Source organism: Mycobacterium fragae (assembly GCF_002102185.1).
GTDB lineage: Bacteria > Actinomycetota > Actinomycetes > Mycobacteriales > Mycobacteriaceae > Mycobacterium > Mycobacterium fragae.
Genome location: NZ_LQOW01000034.1, coordinates 48,581 through 50,912, shown reverse-complemented (window position 1 = coordinate 50,912; position 2,332 = coordinate 48,581). Strand labels below are relative to the sequence as shown.

Annotated in this window: 2 protein-coding genes; both read right to left on the bottom strand. The window is 61.5% G+C overall.

The features are described 5' to 3' along the window. Nucleotides 1-23 precede the first annotated feature (23 nt). Nucleotides 24-254: an MbtH family protein gene (locus AWC06_RS22455; protein ID WP_085200226.1), complete on the bottom strand. Its 231-nt coding sequence runs from the start codon at nt 252-254 to the stop codon at nt 24-26. Between the two features lie 795 nt (nt 255-1,049). Beyond that, nucleotides 1,050-2,321 (bottom strand): glycosyltransferase, encoded by a 1,272-nt coding sequence (locus tag AWC06_RS22450; protein WP_085200225.1) that lies wholly within the window; start codon nt 2,319-2,321, stop codon nt 1,050-1,052. Nucleotides 2,322-2,332: the final 11 nt, after the last annotated feature.

The window sequence follows — 2,332 nt, the reverse complement described above, 5'->3', positions numbered from 1 at the left end:
CGGACTGCCTGAACCCAGACGGTTTAGCTACCAGAAGCCCGGTCCTTCGCCAGCCTCTCGCGCAGGCTCTTCGGCCGAATATCCGTCCAGTTCTGTTCGATGTAGTCCAGACACGCAGTGCGGTCCGCTTCGCCGTAAGCCACCCGCCATCCGGCTGGGACGTCGGCGAAGGTCGGCCACAGGCTGTGTTGCTCCTCGTCGTTGACCAAGACGAAAAAGCTGCCATTGTCGTCATCGAAGGGATTGATACTCACAAACTCCCCCCAGGGCGTGTAATTGTCACGGGCACAACGGTTCCAAACTGTACTCGAGTACAACAAAGACCGTCGAGGGTTTCGACGAAGTTCGCGATGTTACCCAGCAGTACCGACGCAGCGCAGGGGTTGCTGCCCTGCGCAGGGCTCCGGCATTGCTGACTTCCGGGGCCGTGGCCTGCAACGACGCATCTGGCTTAGCGGCGCTTGCTGGCAGGCAGGCTCGAGAATAATAGAGTCTCCGATGCTTGTCACCAGTACAACAACCAAACACCACCTCGATGCCGCTGCCCGTCCAGCCGTGGCTCGATAGCCCCACCGGAGAATTCATAGCAAAGCGTTCGTCAACCTAGCAAGCTGGGTGGCCGCATCCCCGTGGTGGACCGATGGCGATCAAGTTCTCCCGTCGTCGTTGCGATCCCATTCTGATGCGGCGGCCGATCATTTCCATTCGCTCAAAGGGTCTGGGCGGTGCCAGAGAACGCAAACCTCCCAATTGTCCGTTTTCCGTAACCTTGGTTCAGCAAGGTCTGCTTGCGGGAATTCGGGGTGATTTAGGACGATCGAGCGATTTATTCAGAACTTCCCGGAATTTCGGCACTCTCACGCGCGAAATTTGCCCGCGTAGGCGGGCAGGTTCAGGCTGGGCAAGCACACTCACGGTCGGCGAGATCGGCGCACATCAGCGCCTCGATATGCGGCGCCGATGAGGACAATCGCGATTCCGGAAATCCGTTTCGCACGGCCCGACGCCACGATCGCACTGCGCCGATCACCCGGGGCCGCGCTCACTGATCAGCCAACACGTCTGAGGCGGGCGAAATTTTCCACGAGATCGGCGGCGGCCGCAACGCTTTCGGCGGGTTTGGTGATCCGGCTGGCGATCTCGCGGGCCCGGGTCATATATTGCGGGGCCAGGATGGTGCGCAGGTCCGCGACCAGCGATTCCTGGGTAGTGGTCGAAAAGCGCCGGGCTATGCCAACTTTCAGCCGTTTGACCGCAGCCCCATAGATCGCGTGAACGAGGTCCCAAAAGAGGATCAGCTGGGGGACTCCGGCGCCCAGACCAATGGGAGTGGTGCCCGAGCCACCGTGGTGCACGACCGCGCGGCAGGAGGGAAAGATTGCCGCGAAATTCACCGCGCCCACTACCTTGACATGGTCGAAATGGGGGACGTCGCTGAAGTCACTCCAGCCGGCGCAAACCAACGCCCGCTCGCCTAACTGTGCGCAGACGGCACCGATCATGGCGATCATGTCGGCCGGAGATTCGACCGGCATGCTGCCGAACCCGAAGTAAACCGGCGGCGTTCCTGCGGCAATCCACGACAAGACCTCGTCGTCGGCATCCGTCGGCAACTCCATCGTCAGCGTGCCGACAAAGGGCCGTTGGCCATTCCATTTCGCCCATTCGGCAGCCAGCCCGGGAAAGCAAACCTCGTCATAGGCCTGAAGTTCCAGCGATCCGCGCTCTGCGATCCGTCGCGACGAGGGACGCGTTGCCTTGGGTAGGCCCAATTCACGGCGCTGCGCGTCCTCGAGTCTCTTCGCTCCGCGCCAAGCCAGCCACTCGAACACCGTCATGGCGAAGCGGGTCAACGGCGCCGGCAAGAACGGAAGGAGCTGGCCATTGGCCCGCAGCGGGTAGTAATGCAGCGCGGCCAACGGAATGTCGTAATACTCCGCGACGTTGACAGCGGCATCCTCGAAATTCACGCCGGTGAAAAGTAGATCGGCCTCGTCTGCCAGCGATTTCAGTGTCGTGTTGATCTCCTCCCACGACTGGCTAAGGGGCTCCCAAAGTTCTCGCCGCGATCTGATCAGATCCCGGATCCTCCAGAAGTTGCGGAAGACGCTCCCCCAAAAGTTGCGGTGCGCGTCGAGAATGGCTTGCAAATCCGGTGGTCCGAAGGCAACCGCCGCAAGCCCAGCCGCCTCGGCGAAGCCGACGAGGTCGGGTGGTACGGCGATGCGGACGTCGTGCCCTCTGCGCAGCAATTCACGGCCGACAGCGACGCAGGGCTCGACATCGCCGCGACTTCCATAGCACGCCAGCACAAATTTCATCGCGGATTCTA

Excerpts from the sequence above, each read along its gene's own strand:
- AWC06_RS22450 (WP_085200225.1), bottom strand. The coding sequence starts at position 2,321 with ATGAAATTTGTGCTGGCGTGCTATGGAAGTCGCGGCGATGTCGAGCCC.